This is a genomic window from Agathobaculum ammoniilyticum (assembly GCF_025567315.1).
Classification (GTDB): domain Bacteria; phylum Bacillota; class Clostridia; order Oscillospirales; family Butyricicoccaceae; genus Agathobaculum; species Agathobaculum ammoniilyticum.
Window position 1 is genome coordinate 62,814 of sequence record NZ_JAOQJE010000010.1, and the last position, 20,901, is coordinate 83,714.

A 20,901-nucleotide genomic window follows, 5' to 3' on the forward strand; every position below is an offset into this window, starting at 1 on the left:
TTCCTTTTCTGCGGGAAGCTTGCGCACATGTTCGGGTTCATGGTATGATAAAAAGCAATGGAAGGGGAGAGTGCCATGCGCATTTGGACCGGCCGCGCGGGCAGCGGCAAAACAACGGCAATCCTGCGGGAGATCGCCGCCCGCTGTGAAAGCGGCGGGGGGCGGCAGATCTTACTTGTGCCGGAGCTGAATTCACACCGTATGGAGCGGTCGCTCGCCGCGGCGACGGACAATCGGGGCGCGCGCACCGCCGAGGTTCTGACGTTCTCCCGCCTGGCTGATCGGGTGTTTTCCGAGGTCGGCGGGCTGGCGCAGCAGATGCTGACACCGGCCGGACAGCTCCTCACCCTACAGGAGGCCGCGCGCCGTGTTCAGGGCGGGCTGTCCGTATGGGGCGGTCTGGCGGACAAGCCCGAGCTGCTCGGCGAGGCGCTGGGGGTGGTGGACGAGTGCAAGACCTGTGCGGTCGCGCCGGAGGCGCTGTTCGCCGCTGCGGAGACGTGCAGGGACACGGCGCTCGCAGCGAAGCTGTCCGATCTGGCGCAGTTATTGACCGCGTATGAGCGTCTGTGCGACGAATCCCTGCCCGACCCACGCGACCGGCTGACCCATCTGCGCGACCGGCTCGCAGAAAGTCATGTGCTGGACGGCGCGGCGGTGTATCTGGACGGCTTTCTGGGCTTTACGCCGCAGGAGCTGGCCGTGGTCGACGCCGTGCTGGCGGCGGGCGTGCCGCTGGCGGCGGCGGTCGCCTGCGATATGGCGTATCCGGAAATATTCGTCACGGGCTGCAAAACGGTCAAGACTCTGGAGCGCATGGCAAAGCGGCATAACCGGAAAGCGGAGCGCATCGAGCTTGGCGCAAGCAGGGTTGCGCGGCCGGCGGGCCTGGCGGCGGTGGAGGCACAAGGTCTGTTGCCCGTGCGTGTTCCGCAGGAGTCGTGCGAAGGGGTGCGCCTGTACGCTGCCGCGTCGCCGTTTGACGAGTGCGAGCACGCGGCGGCCTATATCCGGCGCAAGGTGCGCGATGAGGGCGCGCGCTACCGCGATTTCGTGGTGGCCGCGCGTGACATCGAGCCGTACAGTGCGTTTCTCGCCATGGCGATGGCGCGATATGACGTGCCGGTGTTCCTTGCGGAAAAGCCCGACCTGCTCTCACGCCCGCCGATGGCGCTGGTCACGGGCGCGCTGAACGCGGCGCAGTCCTATTTCAAATACGAGGACCTGTTCGGCTGTCTCAAAACCGGCTTGATGCATCTAACGCGTGAGGAGTTGGACAAGCTGGAGAATTACGCGCTGACCTGGAATATCCGCGGCGGCGCATGGGAACGGGAGTGGGCCGAACATCCGGACGGGTATGGTCAGCCGTTCGACGATCGCGCGCGGGCGCAGCTTGCGGAGTTGAACGCGCTGCGCGCGCGTTTGATCGGCCCGTTTTCCACGCTGCGCGAAAGGCTGAAAGGGGAGCAGCCGGCATCCGGCTGTGTGCGCGCGCTGTACGACTTCCTGCTCGCGGTGGACGCGCCGCGGTGCATGGCCGACCGCGCGGCCGCGCACGAGGTGGCCGGACGCCTACAGCTGGCGGATGAGTACCGCCAGCTGTGGGAGATTCTGGTGTCCGCCATGGAGCAGTTCGCATGGGTATGCGGGGATACGCCGCTGACGGCGGAGCGGTTTGCGAAGCTGTTCCGTCTGGTGCTGGGCGAATACGACGTGGGTACGATACCCGTTTCACTCGACCGTGTGACCTGCGGCAATATCGAACGCGCATGCGGGGAAAACGCGAAATACGTGATCCTGCTCGGGGTAAACGACGGGCTGATCCCCAAGGCGCCCTCCTCCGCCTCGCTGCTCAGCGATATGGAGCGGGACAAGCTGGACGCGCTGGGGGTGGAACTGAAAGCCTACGGCGTGGAGCGTCTGCTCATGGAGCAGGAGACCCTGTACCGCGCGCTTGCCTGCCCCACTGAGGAGCTGCTGCTCACCTGGCATATGAGCGATGCCGCGGGTGGGGAGACGCGCCCGTCGTATTTTGTGGGCGTGGTGCGGGGGCTGCTGCCCGACGTGCTGTTTTCCACGCACCAGACGGAAACAGCGCAGGACCGCCTGCAGGCGGAGCGTCCGGCGGTCGAAATGGCCTGCGCATACCTGTCCGGCGACCGCACGGCGGCGGTGCGCGCGGCCTACGGTTTTTACCGCGACGACGAGCGGGTACACCATGCCGCGCAGCAGCGGCGCGGACGGGGGCCGCTGACCAGCCCGCATACGATAGAGGGGCTATATGGGAAAAGCCTCAACCTGACCGCCTCGCGCGTGGACACATTTTACTCCTGCCGGTTCGCGTTTTTCATGCAGTACGGCCTGAAAGCCAGGCCGCGCCGTGTGGCGCGGTTTGACGCGCTCGAAACCGGCACGTTTATCCACTATGTGCTGGAGCATGCGCTGACTGCATTGGGGAAAGGCGCGGGCGGCGCGGCGGCTGCGGAGGAAGCGGCGGTCCGGCGTGCCTGCCGCACGGCGGTCCGGCAGTATGTGCAGGAGGAACTGGGCGGCATGGAGAACAAGACCGCGCGCTTTCGCTATCTGTTCGGGCGGCTGACGCGCACGGTTGAGCAGATCTTGGACAATGTGATTGACGAGCTGCGCGTTTCCGACTTCGCGCCGATCGATTATGAGGTGGATTTTTCGCGCGGCGGCGACCTGCCGCCCGTCCTGTGCGCGGAGGGGGAGGTTTCAGTGTCCCTCTCGGGCAAGGTGGATCGCGTGGACGGGTATATCAAAAACGGGCGGCTGTACTTGCGCGTGATGGACTACAAAAGCGGTAAAAAGTCGTTTTCCCTGTCGGATATCTGGTATGGGCTGAACATGCAGCTCGTTATCTACCTGTATGCACTTCAGCAGGAGGGCTTGGAGCGCTACCGTAAGCGCCTGACCCAAACGTTCAACGAAATCGTACCCGCGGGCGTTTTGTACGTCCCCGTGCGGGACGAGCTGCCCGACGCGGCGCGCGATATCGACGAGGACGCGCTCCGTGCTCTGCGCGACAAGGCGCTGCGCCGCAGCGGCCTGTTGAGCGACGACATGGAGCTGCTCGAGGCGATGGAGCACGGGCTGGAAGGAGACGGACGGTTTATTCCGGTCACGATCAAGGTGAAAAAGGGGGAGGACGCGCCCTCGCTCGCGGCGAAATCCGCGGTGGCCGACCTGGTGCGGTTTGGAAAGCTGGCCAGGTATGCGCATGATAAGCTGCTCGAAATGGGGCGCGAGCTGCGCGCGGGCAGTGTGGCCGCAAACCCGTGCAAAAAGGATAAAGCATCGAGCTTTTGCGACTGGTGTGACTTCCGCGCCGCCTGCCGCTTCGATGAAACGGCGGGCGACAAGGCGCGGTGGCTCCGGCACCTGTCGGACGAGGAGTTCTGGCAGCAGGTAGGGGGTGAATGACATGCCGCAATGGACCAAAGAGCAGGAAACCGCCATCCATGACAGGGGCGGCGCGCTGCTGGTGTCGGCGGCGGCAGGCTCGGGCAAGACCGCGGTGCTGGTCGAGCGCGTGCTCGCACGTCTGACCGACCCGACCGATCCGGTGGATATCGACCGTCTGCTGCTCGTGACCTTTACCAACGCGGCGGCAGCGGAGATGCGCGAGCGCATCTCCGCTGCGCTGGGCGAGGCGGCAGCGAAAGCGCCGCACGATACGCGCCTGCGCCGTCAGATGTTTCTGGTACACCGCGCGAAGATCACGACCGTACACGCGCTGTGCCTGTCGCTCGCGCGCGAGCAGGCGGCGGCGCTCGGCATCGCGCCGGATTTCCGGCTGATGGATGAGAACGAGGGCAAGATCTTGCGCGCCGAGGTGCTTGAGGAGGTGCTCGACGCAGCATATGAGCACGGGGATGAGGGCTTTTTCGCGCTCTGCGACCTGCTCGCCGCAGGGCGGGACGACAAGAAGCTGGGCGAGGTCATCCTTGGCACTTACGAAAAAATACAGGCGCATCCCGACCCGCGCGCTTTCATGGAGGAGGTGCGGCAGGGGCTGTACGCGCGCGGGATGGATACGCCGCACGGGCGCGTCCTGCTTGCGCAGGCGCGCGCGGCGGCGGAGCACGGCGCGGCGTTTCTGCGCATGGCGGCGGCTGCGGTGACCGGCGTCGACGGCCTGGCCGATGCTTACCTGCCCGCGCTGACGAGCGATCTGAATCGCGCCGAGCGCCTGCTGGAAGCCCTGCGCGGCGGGGAGTGGGATGCCTGTGTGGAGGCCGCGCGGTCGATCACGTTCGACCGGCTGGGAGCCGCGCGTAAATTTGAGGACAAGGCGTTCCTTGAGGAAGTCAAGGCGATGCGCGAGGAGTGGAAGGACGCCGCTAAAGCCATCCGCGGCAAATGGCTGACCGTTACGGCGGCCGAGGCCGAATACGACCGCGCCCTGACCGCGCGCGCGCTGTTTTCGCTGATCGACATGGTAAATGCGTTTGACGACGCCTTTTCCGCGGCCAAGCGCGCGCGGAACGCGGCGGATTTCAACGATTTGGAGCATTTTGCGGTGCGCCTGCTGTACGAGGGGGGACGGCCCTCCGCACTGGCCGCAGCGCTGTCCGAAGGTTACGCGGAGATCGCGGTGGATGAATACCAGGACACCAACGCCGTGCAGGACGCGATCTTCCGCGCGCTGTCCCGCGATGGGACCAACCTGTTTATGGTGGGCGACGTCAAGCAGAGCATCTACGGATTCCGGCTGGCCGACCCCTCCATCTTCCTGTCCAAATACCGGACCTTTGCCGAGGCGGGGGAAGCGGATGCGGGACAGCCGCGCCGCGTGGTGCTGGGGCGGAACTTCCGCTCGCGCGCGGCGGTGCTGGATGCGTGCAACTATCTGTTTGCCGCCGTGATGGGCGAAACGGTGGGCGGCTTGGCGTATACCGATCGGGAAGCGTTGCATCTGGGCGCGGACTATTATCCGGACGCGGACGACCCGCGCTACCGGACCGAGGTGTTGCTGGTGGACGCGGCGGGGCTTGGCGAGGACGACGACGCGCCCGACAAGACTGCGCTCGAGGCCCGGCTTGCCGCGCAGCGCATCCGCGCGCTGCTGGACGAGGGCTTTCCCGTGCTGGATAAGGAAACGGGCGCCCTACGTCCGGTTACGCCGGGGGATATCGTGATCCTGCTGCGCGCCACCAAAACCAAGGCGCGCACGTTCATCGCCGCGCTTGAGCAGACGGGCGTTTCCGCGAGCGCGGAGGAGCGCGGCGGCCTGTTGGAAACCGCCGAGGTGGGCGCGGTGGTTTCGCTCCTGAACGTGATCGACAACCCGAGGCAGGACGTGGACCTGATCGGCGTGCTGCGTTCGCCGCTGTTCGGCTTCACCGAGCAGGAGCTGGCGGATATCCGGCTGACAGACCGCAAGGCAAGCTATTACGACGCGCTTATACAGTCGCGCGGCGCTTTCCCGAAGGTCGAGGTGTTCCTGCAGCGGCTGGACTTCCTGCGCGGCTTCGCGTGCGACCAGCCGGTGTACCGTCTGCTGTGGGAGATCTATGACCAGACGGGAGCGCTCGGCCTGTACGGCGCGCTGCCCAACGGCGCGCAGCGGCAGGCCAACCTGCTCGCTTTCTTCGAGCGGGCGCGGGCGTTCGAGGGGCAGGGCTTCCGCGGTTTGTTCGCGTTCGTGCGCCTGCTGCGCGGCATGCAGGAAACGGGCGAGGACTTCCAGACGGTTGGCGCAGAGGCGTCGGGCGGCGCGGTGCGCATCATGAGCATCCACAAATCCAAGGGGCTGGAATTTCCGGTCGTGCTGCTGGCGGACTGCGCGAAGCAATTTAACGAAGCGGACCTGCGCGAGCCGGTGCTGGTGCATCAGTCACTGGGGATTGGCGGCAAGTGCCGCGACCGGAGCCGCGGCGTACAGTACGACACAGCCGAGCGAACAGCGGTCGCGGTGCTGCAGCGTCGCGAGATGGTAAGCGAGGAGCTGCGCGTATTGTATGTTGCGCTTACGCGCGCGAAAGAGAAGCTCATCCTTACCTGCGCAAGCGGGACGCTGCAGCGGTCGCTGGAAAAATGGGCGCGGCTGGCCGCGTTGGACGAGCTGCCGCAGTATGCGATGGGCGCGGTGCGCGCGCCGCTGGCCTGGATACTCGCGCCGCTGCTGCGGCACCCCTGCGCGCGCGCGCTGAAAGAACAGTATGGCTTGTCGGTGCCGGAGCGCGGTACGGATAACGATGCGTTCCTCCTGCGCGTGTACCAGCCGGACGAGCTGGCGCTGCCGGAGCGGGAGGTGCTGCGCTATGTGGAGACGGACACGGCGGGATACGAGGTCAAGCCTTACCTGAGCTATCCGCGCGCTTATCTTTCCGAGCTGCCCAGCAAGCTGACCGCGACCGGCGTGGGCCGCGGCTACCGTGCGGACGAGGCTGCGGAGGAGACGGCACCCCCGCGCCGCGAGCCGAAGCTGCGTGCGCCGCTGTTCGAGCAGGAGGCGCGGCGCCTCACGCCTGCTGAGATCGGCACGGCGCACCATCTGTTTATGCAGTTCTGCGATTTCGCGGCGGCCGCCGCGCCAGGCGGCGTGGAGCGCGAGCGCGACCGGCTGGAGGAAAAGCGCATCCTGTCGCCGCAGCAGGCGGCGGCGATTGAGCCGGAAAAGATTCGGGCGTTTTTCACCTCGGCACTGTACCGCGGGTTGATGGCGGAGCATTCAGTGCGGCGGGAGTTTAAGTTCTCAGTGCTGGTGCCAGCCGCACGGTATTTTCCAGTCGCGGCCGACGCACCGGAGGAAAAGGTGCTGCTACAGGGCGTGATCGACTGCCTGATCGACACACCGGAGGGCTTTGTGATCGTGGATTTCAAAACCGACCGCGTATCAAAGGACGGGCTTGCCGCCCGCGCGGCGCGGTACCGCCCGCAGCTTGACGCGTATGCGGATGCGGTGGAGGCGGTTTTCGGTAGGCCGGTGAAACAGCGCGTTTTGTACTTTTTTGATACGGGAAATACCTGGGAAATGGGGGAATAGCGGTTAAGGATGCGTTAAGAAAACGCCGATCGGGTTGACAAGGCCGCGGATAGATGGTAGCCTGTTATCAGCAAAAGAGAGCAACCCCATCGGCGGAAAACGCCGCAAGTTTTTAAGTAGACCACAACATTCATTCCTCATTTCTAATAGAAAGAACCGCAGCAGATCTGCTGCGGTTCTTTCTATTGTCCGCATCGCTATTGCGCGCTTTGTATAAGCGGGCCGCGCCAAAAACCTGCAAAATCTGCTATATGCCTGCTTTACTTTACCTGGTAAAAAGGATATAATAAAAAGCAATATACAATCTGGAAAAACAGGAATGAAAAAGGAGAGGAAAACGTATGGCGTATTATTTTAGCGAGCCTTCGCACACGTTCAACGAATACCTGCTCGTACCCGGTTATTCGTCCGCGGAATGTATTCCAGCGAACGTCAGCCTCCGCACCCCGATCGTCAAGTTCAGAAAAGGACAGGAGTCCTCCCTGTATGCGAACATCCCGATGGTTTCGGCCATCATGCAGGCGGTTTCGGACGACCGCATGGCGATCGCGCTTGCGCAGGAGGGCGGCATTTCCTTTATTTACGGCTCGCAGACCATCGAGAGCGAGGCCGCGATGGTGTCCCGCGTCAAAAGCTACAAGGCCGGCTTTATCGTATCCGATTCCAACGTCAAGCCGGATCAGACGCTGGCGGATATCCTCGACCTGAAAGCGCGGACCGGCCACTCCACCGTTGCGGTCACGGACGACGGCACGGCTACCGGCAGACTGCTCGGCATCGTCACCAGCCGCGATTACCGCGTTTCCCGTATGGAAACCAACGTGAAGGTGTCCGAGTTCATGACCCCGTTTGAAAAGCTGATTACCGCGCCGGCGGACACCACGCTCAAGATCGCCAACGATATCATATGGGATCATAAGCTTAATTCGCTCCCGCTGGTGGATGAGGAGCAGCATCTTGTTTATCTGGTGTTCCGCAAGGACTATGACAGCCACAAGGCAAATTCGCTCGAACTGCTTGACGAGCATAAGCGCTATGTTGTGGGCGCGGGCATTAATACCCGCGATTATGCCGAGCGCGTACCCGCTCTGGTCGAGGCCGGCGCGGATGTGCTGTGCATCGATTCCTCCGAGGGCTTTTCCGAGTGGCAGAGCCGTACGCTCGCGTGGGTGCGCGAGAATTACGGCGACTCGGTCAAGGTCGGCGCGGGCAACGTCGTCGATCGGGAAGGCTTCCGCTTCCTCGCGGACGCGGGCGCGGACTTTGTCAAGGTCGGCATCGGCGGCGGCTCGATCTGCATTACCCGCGAGCAGAAGGGCATCGGCCGCGGTCAGGCGACCGCGCTGATCGAGGTTGCCGCGGCGCGCGATGAATATTACCTGGAAACCGGCGTATATGTGCCGATCTGCTCGGACGGCGGCATCGTACACGATTACCATTGCACGCTGGCGCTGGCCATGGGTGCGGACTTCCTGATGCTGGGGCGCTACTTCTCCCGCTTTGACGAATCCCCGACCAACAAGGTCAACATCAACGGCAGCTACATGAAGGAATACTGGGGCGAAGGCTCGGCTCGCGCGCGCAACTGGCAGCGCTACGACATGGGCGGCGACAAGAAGCTGTCCTTTGAGGAGGGCGTGGATTCCTATGTGCCGTACGCCGGCTCGCTCAAGGATAACTTGGGGCTGACGCTGAGCAAGGTGCGTTCGACTATGTGCAACTGCGGCGCGCTCTCCATTCCGGAATTCCAGAAGAAGGCGAAGATTACGCTCGTATCCGCCACCTCGATTGTCGAGGGCGGCGCGCATGACGTTGTGCTGAAGGAAACCTCGACAACGTCCAAGTAATACGGTTTTTGACCCTAAGATTGCCCCGTAGAAGACTGCGGGGCAATTCTTATCGGAAAGGAGGCAGACATGGATACGGAAAAGTGGATGGACGCGTTCACACAGGCGGTGCTGGAAGCGTTCGGTGAAAGGGTGTGCTGCGTTGGCCTGCAGGGCAGCCGAGCCCGCGGGGAAGCGGGGCCGGACGGCGACATTGATGTGGTCGTGATCCTGGATGCATGGCACATGGAGGACTGGCCGCGCTATGAGGCGGTGCTGGAAAGCCTGCCCGCACGGGACAAGGTGTGCGGCTTTGTATCCGGCTGGGAAGAACTGCTGCACTGGGAGCCGTCCGAGCTGTTCGGGTTCTACTATGATACTAGGGTGTGGTACGGCAGCCTTGCGGCGCTGCGGGAGCGCTTCGGTCCGTCCGACGCCCGCCGCGCCGTGAGGATCGGCGCCTGCGGGATCTACCATATGTGCGTACATAACCGCCTGCACGAAAAAAGCGGGCAGCTCCTGCGGGAGCTGTATAAATCCGCCTTTTTCGTTCTGCGCGCGGTGCATTTCTGTCGGACGGGCGCGTTTGTTGTCCGCCGGTCGGAGCTTCTGCCGCTATTGCAGGGGGAGGAACGGCTGATCCTGACGGCGGGCATGCCGCATCAGGAGGGGACGGAACCGTTTGCAATCCAATCCGAGCGGCTTTTGCAGTGGGCGGGTAGCCTGATCCGGTCTTACACTTGAGGGTTTTGAGGAATGAGGGAGAGTGTGGGAATGGAATGGGAGTACTGGAAGAAGCAGGCGAAAAACGCGCTTATCTTTGCGAGATGGTGCGTGTTCGCGGTTGTGATCGGCGTTGTGGTCGGGGTGACCGGCACGGCGTTCCACCACGCGCTCGACTGGGCGGGGAGGATGCGGGAGCAGCATGACTGGCTGCTGTACCTCCTGCCGCTCGCGGGTGTGTTCATCGCGTTCTGGTATAAGAAGAGCGAAATGCCGCTGGAACGCGGTACGAATTTCATTTTAACATCGGTGCGGGAGAACCATCCGGTCCGCCTGCGGCTGGCGCCGAGCATTTTCGTCACCTCGGTGCTGACCCACCTTTGCGGCGGCTCCGCGGGACGTGAGGGCGCGGCGCTTCAGCTCGGCGGTTCGATCTCGGGCAACATCGGACACTGGATGCGGCTGGACGACCGTGATTCACGCACGATTACCATGTGCGGCATGGCGGCGGGCTTTGCGGCGCTGTTCGGCACGCCGCTGGCGGCGACCGTATTCGCGATGGAGGTCATCAGCGTGGGTGTGATGTATTATGCGGCTCTGTTCCCGTGTGTACTGGCGTCGCTGATTGCGCATGGCGTCGCCGTCGCGCTGGGGGGAGAAACCACGCGCTTCGCCCTCCATGCCGTGCCGGATCGGCTCGACGCGCCTCTGATCGCGCGCCTAGTGCTGTTTGGCGTGGTATGCGCGGTGCTGAGCGCGGTGGTCTGCATCCTGTTCCACCAGATCGGGCGCTTTTTGAAAAGGAAGATCCCCAACCAGTATATCTGCATTGCCGCCGGCGGCGCGGCTGTCGCAGCGGTGTCGCTGCTGCTCGGCACACGGGACTACAACGGCGCGGGCATGGCGGTGATCGAACGGGCCATTGCGGGGGAGGCGCACTACACGGCGTTTTTTATTAAGCTTGTGCTGACCGCCATCACGATCGGCGTGGGGTATAAGGGCGGCGAGATCGTGCCGGTGCTGTTCATCGGGGCGACGTTCGGCGCCGCTTACGGCGGGTTTTTTGGTCTCGCCTCTTCCTTCGCCGCCGGACTTGGCATGACGGCGGTGTTCTGCGGCGTGACTAACTCCCCGTTGACCTCGATCCTGCTGGCCTATGAGCTGTTCGGCGGGCAGTCGCTCGGCCTGTTTGCGCTTGTGATTTCCATTGCCTATATGCTCAGCGGCTATTACGGCCTGTACAGCGAACAGAAGATCCTGTACTCCAAGATGCGGCCGCAATTTATCGACAGAAAAACCAAGTAAGGCGGCGCGTCCGCCGGTATTCCCCGGGAGGAAGAGAACCAATGCACGATTTCAAAGGCGCAATTTTCGATATGGATGGCACGCTGCTCGACTCCATGCCGGTATGGAAACGGCTGACACAGGGGTACCTGAGCCAGTTCGGCCTGCACATCACGGATCAGGACTATGCGGTGACCGAGGGCTTTTCCCAGCCGCAGGTGGCGCAGTATTTCATCGAGCGCTATCCAGAGCTGCCGATTGACGTGCAGAGCATGATGGACGGGATGGACCGCCTGATCACCGCGCGATATGAAACGATAGCCAGGCCGAAGGACGGGGTGTTCCGGTTTCTGGAGGGACTGCGCCGCCGCGGCGTAAAAATGGCGATCGCCACGCTGACCGCGCGGCGGCATGCGGAAAAGGCGCTGCGCGACCGCGGGATGCTGAATTATTTCGCATTCATGCTGACGATCGAGGATGTCGGCATCTCCAAGCACGAGCCGGATATCTACCTGCGCGCGGCGGAGCGGCTGGGGCTGCGCCCTGCGGACTGCATCGTGTTCGAGGACGCGCCCTACGCAGGCGTAACCGCAAAGCGGGCGGGCTTTCGGGTATGCGGCATGGCCGAGCCGGCCTATGCGGCGGGGGAGGCCGAGCTGCGGGCAGCCAGCGACTTCTTTGTGGAGGCATCCTTTGACGAACTGGCAGGAAAGTTGTAAAAAAAACTTGCAATATCAACGATTATCCCGTAAACTATAAGTGAGGATAAATTTGAGCTGCGCCGGACAAGCTCCGGGGCGGCTTCGTTGTCGTTAGGGGGAATGAAATTGGAACAGGAAAACAAAATGGGTTCGGCACGCATGGGGCCGCTGATTTTCTCCATGGCGCTGCCCGCGATGATCTCCATGCTGATTAACGCGCTGTACAATATTGTTGACAGCATCTTTGTCGCGCAGTATTCGCAGAGCGCGCTGGCCGCGGTTTCGCTGGTTTTTCCCTTGCAGCAATTGGTTATTGCGATCGGCGTGGGAACGGGCGTGGGCGTCAACTCACTGATCTCGCGCCGTTTGGGTGAAAAGCGGCAGCTGCACGCGGATTCCGCCGCGGAGCATGGCATTGCGCTGGCGGTTATCGGCGGCCTGGCGTTCGTTGTCGTCGGCTTTGTGCTGGCGCCGCCGTTCCTTGGCGCGTTCGGTTCCGCGCCCGATGTATATGAGCAGGCGGTGCAGTATTCGCAGGTCGCGGTCGGGATGAGCTTTTTCGTCATGATTTCCATGATGTGCGAGAAAATACAGCAATCCACCGGCAACATGATTATCCCGATGTGCCAGGGATTGACCGGCGCGATCATCAACATCATTCTTGACCCGCTGATGATCTTCGGCATCGGCCCGTTTCCGGAAATGGGCGTATACGGTGCGGCCGCCGCAACTGTGATTGGACAGGTGTTTGGCATGCTGATCGGGCTGTGGGGCGTCTTTATCCACCAAAAGGTGCTCAGGATAAAGATGCGGGAGTTCAAGTGGCGCCTGCAGACTGTGAAAGACATTTACCGTGTCGGCCTGCCGGGCATCGTTATGCAGAGCGTGGTTTCGGTGATGACAGCCGGCATGAACGCCATCCTGATCAGCTTTTCGCAGACCGCGGTCAACGTTCTGGCGGTTTACTTCAAGCTGCAGACATTCGTGTTTATGCCGGTTTTCGGCCTGAACCAAGGCGCGCTGCCTGTTATGGGCTACAACTACGGCGCGCGGAATAAGGGACGCCTGTTCGGCGCCTACAAGATTGCGCTGACCGCGGCGGTGGTCATTATGGGACTGGGGCTGGTGGTGTTCCAGGCGATTCCGGAAACCATGTTGATGATGTTCGTCGACCGCACGGACGCGGCCGCGGCGCGGGAGATGCTCGAGGTTGGCGTTCCGGCGCTCAGGATCATTAGCCTGTCGTTTATTGGCGCGGCGTTCGGCATCATCAACTCGACGCTGTTTCAGGCGACCGCACGCGGCCTCAACAGTCTGATCGTGTCGGTGTGCCGCCAACTCGTTATTATCCTTCCCGCAGCCTGGCTGCTGGGCAGATGGTTCGGACTGGGCGCGATCTGGTATTCGTTCCCGATTGCGGAGATCGCGGCGTTCTTTATCTCCTACGCGCTGCTGTGGAAGGAATACCGCACCGAGCTGCGTTTTTTGGGGATTGAAAAGGAGGGCAAGGCTTGAAACGGATCGCAAGCTTCGAGGTAAACCATGATAAGCTCAAGCCGGGGATGTATACCTCGCGCATCGATGGCGACGTGACGACCTACGACATCCGCATGGTGCATCCCAATGCGGGAACCTATATCGAGCCCGCGGCCGGTCACACGTTCGAGCATCTCTTTGCAACGTTCGCCCGCAATTCAGATTTTTCAGAAAAAATTATTTACTGCGGTCCCATGGGCTGCCAAACCGGATTTTATTTTTTGGTGCGGGATATGGAAGCGGCCGACGCGATCGCGCTGGCGCAGCGGACGATGGCGTTCATCGCCGGCTATGAAGGCGGGATCCCGGGCGCGAGCCGCGTCGAGTGCGGCAATTACCGGCTGCACGATCTGGCGGGCGCAAAAAGGCTCGCTGCGTCCATGATTCCCGTGCTTGCGGGCTGGACCGAAGAAAAACTGGTATATGAAAAATAATGCTTGCATTTTGGCGGTTGCTGTGGTATCATAATTTTACGACTGTAAGAGGTTTAATGCGACTTACCGTGGAAAGAGGTGAAACAACATGAAACAGGGCATCCATCCCGAGTACAAGCAGACCACGATCCGCTGTGCCTGCGGCAATGTCATTGAGACCGGCTCCACCAAGGAGAACATCGTCGTTGACGTTTGCTCCAAGTGCCACCCCTTCTTCACGGGCAAGCAGAAGCTGGTAGACACCGGCGGACGTGTTGATCGCTTCAAGAAGCGTTTCAATCTGGATAAGTAAAACGGGAAACCATCGAAACCTTTGTGTTCGATGGTTTTTTGTTTCGTTATGCGGAGAGGAGGAAACCGTATGACCGAAAACCAAATCGAAAGCAGGGTGGAGCGCGCGGTGCTGGTCGGCCTGTCCTGTCCGGGCTTTACCGCCGAGCAGGACGCGGACGAACGCACGATGGCAGAGCTGAAAGCGCTGGCCGAAACCGCCGGAGCCGAGGCGGCAGCCATGACGCTGCAGCGCAGGCCGGCGCCGGACGCGCGTACGTTCATCGGGGAGGGCAAGGCCGAGGAGGTGCGACAGCTTGCAGAAGCGAACGAGGCCGCGCTTATTTTGTTCGATAACGAGCTGTCGCCTTCCCAGATGCGGAACCTGGAGGAGCTGACCAAATGCACGGTGCTCGACCGTTCGGCGCTGATCTTGGACATCTTCGCGCAACGCGCCCGCACGGGCGAGGGTAAGCTGCAGGTCGAGCTGGCGCAGTACCAGTATATACTGCCGCGGCTGGCCGGTATGTGGACGCATCTGGTGCGGCAGACAGCCGGCGGCGGCAAAAGCCCGATCGGCACGCGCGGCCCCGGCGAAACCCAACTGGAAACCGACCGCCGCCATATCCGCCGCCGCATCGACAAGCTGAAAGAGGATTTGGAGCAGGTGCGCCAGGTGCGTGCTGTGCAGCGGCGCCAGCGCAAAAAGACCGAGATGCCGCTGGTCGCGATTGTGGGTTATACCAACGCGGGGAAATCCACGTTGCTCAACGCCCTGACCGGAGCGGGCATTCCGGCAAACGACAGGCTGTTTGACACACTTGACCCGACAACGCGCAAAAAAAGGATATCGGACACACAGGAGATCCTGCTGTCTGATACGGTCGGCTTTATCCGCAAGCTGCCGCACCATCTGGTTTCCGCATTCAAGGCGACGCTTGAGGAGCTGGCCTATGCCGACCTGCTGCTGCATGTGGTCGATGTTTCGGACGAGGACTGGGAGCAGCAGGCAGAAACCGTGGAAAAGGTGGTCGCCCAACTCGGCGCGCAGGATATTCCGCGCGTAATGGTATATAACAAGGCCGACAAATGCGCGCCGGATACGCTTCCGTTTTACCGGCCGGACGAGGGCGTCGCGATCTCCGCGAAAACCGGAGAGGGGCTGGATGCGCTGCTCGCGGCGATCGAGCGCGCGCTCGGCCGCGGCAAGCACAGGGTGTGCCTACGCATCCCGTACAGCGATGGGGCGGTGCTGGATATGTTGCACCGCGAGGCACAGGTCGAAGCGGTCGAATACGCAGCAGACGGCACGGTGGTCCGCGCGGTCGTGGATGACAAGACCTACGGCAGGGTAGCGGAATACCTGGCAGAGGAATGATGCGGGTGATGGGGATACCCAACCGCGCACGGGGATAGAAGTATGGGAAAAGACTACTTTGTGCCGTTTTCCGAATACGGCGAGGACAAGTTTGAAGAAAAGCATTCCAAATTCACCGGCCGCCTGTGGCGCGTGGAAAGCGCGGAGCAGGCGGTGGCACGGGTCAAACAGATGCGTGATGCGCACTGGGATGCTACGCACAACTGCTGGGCCTATATCATACGGGAAGGCAACCTGATGCGCTACTCGGACGACGGGGAGCCGCAGGGTACAGCGGGGATGCCTATTTTGGACGTGTTGCGGCACGAAAAGCTGGAAAACGTCTGCTGCGTGGTCACGCGGTATTTCGGCGGGATACTGCTTGGCACCGGCGGGCTGGTGCGCGCCTACACCAAAGGGGCGCAGCTTGCAGTCGCGGCGGCGGGCGTCCAGCGGATGAGCCTGTACAGCGTGCTGCTGATTGCCTGCCCGTACCACTTGTATGAGGTGGTGACGCACCTGCTGCCGGACTATGACTGCTCGATTGAGGAGACGGATTATGGCGTGGACGTCACGCTGACCTGCACGGTGCCGGCGGGCGGGGAGCAGGCGCTGAACGAGGCGCTGGCCGAGGCTACTGCAGGTTCGGTCTACGCCGAGGTGGTGGAAACCAAATTCATGGGCCGGCGAGTCCGATAGGGCGCCGGCGGCTTGGATTTTTCTAAAAAAATTTTTGAAAAGAAAGAGGAAAACGCAGTTCCATCTGGTATTTTTATTATATAGGCAATTCTGGCAGGGAGAGTGGAGCGTATGACTGTTCGTGAACAGCAGCAGGAAAGGGAACGGCTGACCTTGGCCAATTGGGCAACAAAGTCCTACGCTTCCAGGGGCCGGCAGCGGCCGATGGAGGAATGCCCGTACCGCACCTGCTTCCAGCGCGACAGGGATCGCATCATTCACTCCAAGGCGTTCCGGCGACTGTCCAACAAGACACAGGTATTCATTTCGCCGGAGGGCGACCACTATCGGGCGCGGCTGACGCATACGCTGGAGGTGGCGCAGATCGCGCGGACGGTCGCGCGGGCGCTGCGGCTGAACGAGGATTTGACGGAAGCGATCGCGCTGGGGCATGACCTGGGGCATACGCCGTTCGGGCATGCCGGCGAGCGAGCGCTGGACGAGGTCTGCCCGTTCGGGTTCCGGCATAATGAGCAGAGCCTGCGTATGATCGACCGGATTGAGGACCTGAACCTCACCTGGGAGGTGCGCGACGGTATCGTGTGCCATACGGGCGGCAGGAAGGCGGATACGCCGGAGGGCCGTATCATCCATTTCGCGGACCGGATCGCCTACATTAACCACGACATCGACGACGCGATCCGCGGGGGACTGATCCGCGCGGCGGATATTCCGCGCCGCCTGCTCGACAGCTTGGGCGATACCCATGGGCGGCGCATTGACACGATGGTGACCGCCATGATCTCCTATGGGCAGCAGCATCGGGAGATTGGCATGGACGAAAAGACGCACCACGAAATGCTCGAGCTGCGCCAGTTTATGTTTGACTATGTATACCAGGGGACAGAGGCGCAGAGCGAGGAGCAGCGCGCGAAAAATATGTTGCGCAGCCTGTATGAATATTTTGTCGAACATCCGGACGAGCTGCCGAGCGATTATTTTGTCCTGATGACGCAGGGCGATCCGCTCGAGCGCGTTGTATGCGATTATATCGCCTGCATGACCGACCGGTACTCGATTTCCACCTATAAAAAATTATTTATTCCGAAAAGCTGGAATAAGATTGAAGATTGACGAAAACGGTTAAGATAAAGGGAAGGAGGGGGCGCAATGCCGTTTGACCGCGTGTTTTTGGACGAGCTTTCCGCGCGGAATGACATCGTGGATATTGTTTCGCAGTACGTGCAGCTGAAAAAAAGTGGCGCAAATTATTTCGGTCTCTGCCCTTTCCACAATGAAAAGACCGCTTCGTTTTCTGTTTCTCCGGACAAGCAGATTTTCCACTGCTTCGGCTGTGGCGCGGGCGGGGGCGTGATCACGTTCGTGATGAAAGCCGAGGGGCTGGAATTCCCTGATGCGGTGCGCTTCCTGGCCGACCGCGCGGGCATGCAGGTACCCGAGCAGGGGGAGGCGGAACGGAAAGCGGCGCGCCACCGCGAGCGGCTGTATGCGCTCTGCAAGGATGCGGCGCGGTTCTATTACCAGACGTTATGGCAGCCGGAGCATCGGGCGGCGCAGCAGTATTTCATTGGCCGCGGCCTGCACCGGCGCGTTATGAATCAGTTCGGGCTGGGCTATGCGCCCGACTCCTTCCACGCGCTGATCGACGCAATGACCGCCAAGGGCTATACGCGGGAAGAACTGATGGATGCCGGACTGGTCAGCCGTAGCGAAAAGGGGAGGATTTACGACCGCTTCCGGAACCGCGTCATGTTCCCGATCATTGATGTGCGCGGCAATGTGATCGCGTTCGGCGGGCGGGTGATGGATGATTCCAAGCCCAAATACCTCAATTCCCCTGAAACGCTGATTTTTCATAAAAGCCGCAACCTGTTTGCGCTGAATCTGGCCAAGACGACGAAGAACGGGTATTTTATCCTCGCGGAAGGGTATATGGATGTGATCGCGCTGCATCAGGCGGGCTTCGACTCCGCCGTGGCCTCGCTCGGCACATCGCTGACCGAGGAGCAGGCGCGTATCATTGCGCGCCACACGGATCAGATCGTGATTTCCTATGACGCGGACGGCGCGGGACAGGCCGCCGCACAGCGCGCGATCGATATTCTGAAAAAATGCGACCTGCAGGTTAAGGTGCTGAAAATACCGGGCGCCAAGGATCCGGATGAATTTATCAAGGCCAAGGGGGCGGACGCGTTCCGCGCGATCATTGATCGGAGCGAAAACCACAACGCCTACCGGCTGGAGCAGATCGCGGCCAAATACGATCTGGAGGACGACGAGGCGCGCGTACTGTTCCTGCGGGATGCGGCGCGTATGCTCGCGGGCATCGAAAGCTCGATCGAGCGCGAGGTATACGCGGGACGCGCCGCCAAAATGGCGGGCGTAACGGCGGAGGCTATGAATATCGAGGTGCGGCGGGAGCTTGGTATCCGGCGTAAGCGGCGGCAGGCCGCGGAGCGCCGCGAGATCCGCTCGCCGGTCGGCATGGCGCAGCCAAAGGACCGGACGCTGGCCTATACGGATGTAAAATCCGCGAAAGCGGAGGAAAATGTGCTGCGGCTCCTGTTCTCCGATCAAAAGCTGATCGCGGGGATGGAAAAGGAAGTGCCGCCGGCATGGTTTTCCGCGCCGGTACTGCGTAAGATATATGAGCGGGTGCTGGCGCTCGATCGGGAGGGGCAGATTGTCGACGTACTGCCGTTCGAGGGTTGGCTTGAGCCGAATGAAATGAGCCTTTTATCTTCGATTCTGGAGCAGAGCCTGCCTGCCGGCGAGCAGAGGCAGGCGCTGCACGAGTACATAGATACCATAAGAATGCAGCGTGTCAGGGATGGTACGATTCAGGAAGCGGGCGAGGACCCGCTGCTTACCTTTGGACGCATTAAAAAACAAAACGCGGGAGGACAAACGATATGACGACAATGGGCAATGGCAATGCGCCGGAGCAGGCGGTGGACCAGCAGCAGGTGGTGAAGGACCTGCTGGCGCTCGGCAAAAAGAACGGGAGGCTGACGCTCAAGGAGATCGCGGACGCGCTCGGCCAGTTGGATATGGAAAGCGACGACATCGATAAGCTGTATGAAACGCTGGAGTCGATGGGGATCGAGATCGAGACCGAGGGCGTGCTTGAAAAGGCGCTGGGCGACGATGATGACGAGGTGTTCGAGCCTGAGGACGTCGAGGAGGTGCCGGAGGAAGAGCTGGTTGATACCTCGGCAATGGCGGAAGCCTTTGCGATTGACGATCCGGTGCGCATGTACCTGAAGGAGATCGGTAAGGTCGACCTGCTCAGCCCTGAGGAGGAGATCACGCTCGCCGAACAGATGCAGAGGGGCAATGAGGCGATCGAGCGCGTCCGCAATGAGGGGGACGCGATCCCACCGGAGGAGCGCGCCGGACTGGATAAGGACATCAAGGCCGGCGAACGGGCGAAAAAGCGTTTGGCCGAAGCAAATCTCCGTCTGGTCGTTTCGATCGCAAAGCGCTATGTCGGCCGCGGGATGCTGTTTTTGGATTTGATCCAGGAGGGCAACTTGGGCCTGATCAAGGCAGTGGAAAAGTTTGATTCGACCAAGGGCTTCAAATTTTCCACCTATGCAACCTGGTGGATCCGGCAGGCCATCACCCGCGCGATCGCGGATCAGGCGCGGACGATCCGCATTCCGGTACACATGGTAGAGACGATTAACAAGGTCATCCGTGTTTCCCGCCAGCTCCTACAGGAGCTGGGACACGACCCGAGTCCGGAGGAAATTGCCAAGGAAATGAATATGCCGGTCGATCGTGTGCGCGATATCCTCAAGATTGCGCAGGAGCCGGTTTCGCTGGAAACGCCGATCGGCGAGGAGGAGGACTCTCATCTGGGCGATTTCATTCCGGATGATGACGCGCCCGAACCGGCTGAGGCGGCTTCATTCATGCTGCTCAAGGAGCAGCTGGTCGAGGTACTCAAAACCCTGACGCCGCGCGAGGAAAAGGTGCTGCGGCTGCGGTTCGGCATCGAGGACGGTCATACCCGCACGCTCGAGGAGGTCGGCAAGGAGTTCAACGTCACCCGTGAGCGTATCCGCCAGATCGAGGCCAAGGCGCTGCGCAAGCTGCGCCATCCGTCGCGTTCCAAAAAGCTGAAAGACTTCCTGAACTGACGCGGGCTGCTGCCCGGCGTTCAGGGATAACGCGCACTGCGGTTACATCAAAAAAGCACCGGAAAAGCTTGTTTCCGGTGCTTTTTGCCTGTCGGTGCAGAGGGAGAAAGGGATAGGCGCGCGGAACGACGAGAGGCCTTAAGCTGTCAGCAGCGCTCAATCAGCCAATGGAACAGGGGAAGGTGGTTCGCGCCCGCCACATCTTCGCAGAAGGGCGGCACCATGCGTTCGGGATGCCACTGCACGCCAAGGATAGGGGCGGTGGCGTGCATAAGCGCCTCGATGATGCCGTCGCTGGCACGCGCGGCGGTTTGGAGGCAGGGCGCGGGCTGATCGACCGCCTGGTGATGGTAACTGTTGACCGTGGGGGCCGGCCCCACGAGTGCAGAAAGCGCGCCGGTACAGCGGATGCCGTGGCAGCCGCCGCTGTGCGCGGGGATATCCTGATGCAGCGTGCCGCCGAGAAAGACGTTGATCACCTGGACGCCGCGGCAGATGCCGAGGATGGGCTTGCGGCGGCGGTAAAAGTCCTCGAAGAGTGCCCGCTCCTCCTTGTCACGCACCGGATCAACCGAAAGCGCGGCGTTTTGGACGCTTTGCCCGAAACAGGAGGGATGGATGTCACCGCCGCCGGCGAGCAACAGCCCGTCGCAGCGGGCGGCAAGGCAGGCGGATGGGCCACCTGTATACAATACGCCCGCCGCGCCAGCGCCGCCCAGACAGGCGCCGTACAGCGCGGATTGCTGTCGTGACATGGATAAATTGCCCATTACGCGGCTGCTGGAAATTAAAATCAGTGGATGTTGCACAGCTTTCTCCTCCTATGCCTTTTTTCGTTGACAGGGCAATATAGAATCATTATACTTAAATTGTATGGGAAAAATAAAAATGAAGTTAAGGGTATGTGAAACGGAGGA

Annotated in this window: 15 protein-coding genes; 14 read left to right on the forward strand and 1 reads right to left on the reverse strand. The window is 61.5% G+C overall.

All coding sequences use genetic code 11. From position 1 onward, the window contains the following. The first annotated feature begins 75 nt into the window (after positions 1 to 75). From OCV66_RS11220 to rpoD, 14 genes are all read left to right on the forward strand, one after another. Complete coding sequence (locus tag OCV66_RS11220; RefSeq protein ID WP_147574293.1) at positions 76 to 3,441, forward strand: PD-(D/E)XK nuclease family protein; 3,366 nt, start codon at positions 76 to 78, stop codon at positions 3,439 to 3,441. A 1-nt stretch (position 3,442) separates the two neighbouring features. Further along, a complete protein-coding gene (gene addA, locus OCV66_RS11225) occupies positions 3,443 to 7,009 on the forward strand; it encodes a helicase-exonuclease AddAB subunit AddA (protein WP_147574294.1) in 3,567 nt (1,188 codons plus the stop codon). 341 nt (positions 7,010 to 7,350) lie between these two features. Then, the gene (locus tag OCV66_RS11230; protein WP_054327596.1) at positions 7,351 to 8,856 is read left to right on the forward strand and encodes an IMP dehydrogenase; all 1,506 of its coding nucleotides are present in this window, start codon (positions 7,351 to 7,353) and stop codon (positions 8,854 to 8,856) included. Between the two features lie 69 nt (positions 8,857 to 8,925). After that, entirely contained in the window at positions 8,926 to 9,579 is a 654-nt protein-coding gene (locus OCV66_RS11235; protein WP_054327595.1) for a nucleotidyltransferase domain-containing protein, read from the forward strand. 30 nt (positions 9,580 to 9,609) lie between these two features. Then, positions 9,610 to 10,863 (forward strand): chloride channel protein, encoded by a 1,254-nt coding sequence (locus OCV66_RS11240; RefSeq protein ID WP_243182407.1) that lies wholly within the window; start codon positions 9,610 to 9,612, stop codon positions 10,861 to 10,863. A 41-nt stretch (positions 10,864 to 10,904) separates the two neighbouring features. Then, positions 10,905 to 11,561, forward strand: coding sequence for an HAD family hydrolase (locus OCV66_RS11245; protein WP_147574296.1), 657 nt, complete (start codon positions 10,905 to 10,907; stop codon positions 11,559 to 11,561). Between the two features lie 102 nt (positions 11,562 to 11,663). After that, positions 11,664 to 13,058 (forward strand): MATE family efflux transporter, encoded by a 1,395-nt coding sequence (locus tag OCV66_RS11250; protein ID WP_054327592.1) that lies wholly within the window; start codon positions 11,664 to 11,666, stop codon positions 13,056 to 13,058. After that, on the forward strand, positions 13,055 to 13,513 hold the full coding sequence (locus OCV66_RS11255) for an S-ribosylhomocysteine lyase (protein ID WP_082397200.1): 459 nt from the start codon (positions 13,055 to 13,057) through the stop codon (positions 13,511 to 13,513). The genes OCV66_RS11250 and OCV66_RS11255 overlap by 4 nt, the downstream gene beginning before the upstream one ends. A gap of 88 nt (positions 13,514 to 13,601) precedes the next feature. Further along, the gene (rpmE, locus tag OCV66_RS11260) at positions 13,602 to 13,805 is read left to right on the forward strand and encodes a 50S ribosomal protein L31 (protein ID WP_031475830.1); all 204 of its coding nucleotides are present in this window, start codon (positions 13,602 to 13,604) and stop codon (positions 13,803 to 13,805) included. Positions 13,806 to 13,874: 69 nt separating this feature from the next. Continuing rightward, on the forward strand, positions 13,875 to 15,161 hold the full coding sequence (gene hflX, locus OCV66_RS11265; RefSeq protein WP_147574297.1) for a GTPase HflX: 1,287 nt from the start codon (positions 13,875 to 13,877) through the stop codon (positions 15,159 to 15,161). A gap of 42 nt (positions 15,162 to 15,203) precedes the next feature. Next, a complete protein-coding gene (locus tag OCV66_RS11270; protein ID WP_147574298.1) occupies positions 15,204 to 15,839 on the forward strand; it encodes a YigZ family protein in 636 nt (211 codons plus the stop codon). A gap of 111 nt (positions 15,840 to 15,950) precedes the next feature. Further along, complete coding sequence (locus OCV66_RS11275; RefSeq protein ID WP_107631937.1) at positions 15,951 to 16,952, forward strand: deoxyguanosinetriphosphate triphosphohydrolase; 1,002 nt, start codon at positions 15,951 to 15,953, stop codon at positions 16,950 to 16,952. A 36-nt stretch (positions 16,953 to 16,988) separates the two neighbouring features. Further along, on the forward strand, positions 16,989 to 18,755 hold the full coding sequence (dnaG, locus tag OCV66_RS11280; protein WP_107631938.1) for a DNA primase: 1,767 nt from the start codon (positions 16,989 to 16,991) through the stop codon (positions 18,753 to 18,755). Then, positions 18,752 to 19,984, forward strand: coding sequence for an RNA polymerase sigma factor RpoD (rpoD, locus tag OCV66_RS11285; RefSeq protein WP_054327588.1), 1,233 nt, complete (start codon positions 18,752 to 18,754; stop codon positions 19,982 to 19,984). The genes dnaG and rpoD overlap by 4 nt, the downstream gene beginning before the upstream one ends. 146 nt (positions 19,985 to 20,130) lie before the next feature. On the opposite strand, the gene OCV66_RS11290 is transcribed toward rpoD, so the two are convergent. After that, on the reverse strand, positions 20,131 to 20,793 hold the full coding sequence (locus OCV66_RS11290) for a gamma-glutamyl-gamma-aminobutyrate hydrolase family protein (RefSeq protein WP_107631939.1): 663 nt from the start codon (positions 20,791 to 20,793) through the stop codon (positions 20,131 to 20,133). Positions 20,794 to 20,901: the final 108 nt, after the last annotated feature.

Coding starts and splice junctions, on each gene's coding strand:
- rpoD (WP_054327588.1), top strand. CDS start 18,752: ATGACGACAATGGGCAATGGCAATGCGCCGGAGCAGGCGGTGGACCAG.
- OCV66_RS11230 (WP_054327596.1), top strand. CDS start 7,351: ATGGCGTATTATTTTAGCGAGCCTTCGCACACGTTCAACGAATACCTG.
- hflX (WP_147574297.1), top strand. CDS start 13,875: ATGACCGAAAACCAAATCGAAAGCAGGGTGGAGCGCGCGGTGCTGGTC.
- OCV66_RS11240 (WP_243182407.1), top strand. CDS start 9,610: ATGGAATGGGAGTACTGGAAGAAGCAGGCGAAAAACGCGCTTATCTTT.
- OCV66_RS11245 (WP_147574296.1), top strand. CDS start 10,905: ATGCACGATTTCAAAGGCGCAATTTTCGATATGGATGGCACGCTGCTC.
- OCV66_RS11220 (WP_147574293.1), top strand. CDS start 76: ATGCGCATTTGGACCGGCCGCGCGGGCAGCGGCAAAACAACGGCAATC.
- OCV66_RS11270 (WP_147574298.1), top strand. CDS start 15,204: ATGGGAAAAGACTACTTTGTGCCGTTTTCCGAATACGGCGAGGACAAG.
- dnaG (WP_107631938.1), top strand. CDS start 16,989: ATGCCGTTTGACCGCGTGTTTTTGGACGAGCTTTCCGCGCGGAATGAC.
- OCV66_RS11235 (WP_054327595.1), top strand. CDS start 8,926: ATGGATACGGAAAAGTGGATGGACGCGTTCACACAGGCGGTGCTGGAA.
- OCV66_RS11250 (WP_054327592.1), top strand. CDS start 11,664: ATGAAATTGGAACAGGAAAACAAAATGGGTTCGGCACGCATGGGGCCG.
- rpmE (WP_031475830.1), top strand. CDS start 13,602: ATGAAACAGGGCATCCATCCCGAGTACAAGCAGACCACGATCCGCTGT.
- addA (WP_147574294.1), top strand. CDS start 3,443: ATGCCGCAATGGACCAAAGAGCAGGAAACCGCCATCCATGACAGGGGC.
- OCV66_RS11275 (WP_107631937.1), top strand. CDS start 15,951: ATGACTGTTCGTGAACAGCAGCAGGAAAGGGAACGGCTGACCTTGGCC.